Origin of the sequence: Virgibacillus indicus (genome assembly GCF_002266285.1) — a bacterium.
GTDB classification, from domain to species: Bacteria; Bacillota; Bacilli; order Bacillales; family Amphibacillaceae; genus Virgibacillus_K; species Virgibacillus_K indicus.
In genome coordinates this window covers 1-416 of the sequence record NZ_NPMS01000060.1, presented here as the reverse complement: position 1 = coordinate 416, position 416 = coordinate 1, and the positions used below count along the sequence as shown (strand labels likewise).

At 37.5% G+C, this 416-nt stretch carries 1 protein-coding gene; it reads right to left on the bottom strand.

Translation table 11 applies throughout. The features are described 5' to 3' along the window. On the bottom strand, positions 1-408 hold a 408-nt coding region (locus CIL03_RS19465; RefSeq protein ID WP_133087848.1), incomplete at its 3' end, for a family 1 glycosylhydrolase. Positions 409-416: the final 8 nt, after the last annotated feature.

The following is a 416-nucleotide window of genomic DNA, read 5'->3' as shown; positions in this document are numbered from 1 at the left end:
TTCTATATTTTCGCGGTTTAAGAAATCTCCATTTGAATGAAGAGCTTCTGGTGTGTCAAAATGATGCAAAGTCACAAATGGTTCAACATGACGCTTGTGGCATTCAGCAAATAGTTTATGGTAGAATTCAACACCTTTTTCATTTACTTCACCGTAACCCGTTGGGAAAATACGAGACCAGGCAATAGAAATACGAATACCATTAACACCATATTCTTCAGCTAATTCTAAATCAACTGGGTATTTATGGTAAAAATCACTTGCAGGTTCTGCTGTATACCAATAATTGTCTGCAAGATACTTATCCCATGCTACTGGGCCCTTACCATCTGTGTGAGTTGCACCTTCTGCTTGATAAGCAGCTGTAGCACCACCAAAAATAAAATCTTTAGGAAGTGTTTTAGTCATAAGTGTAA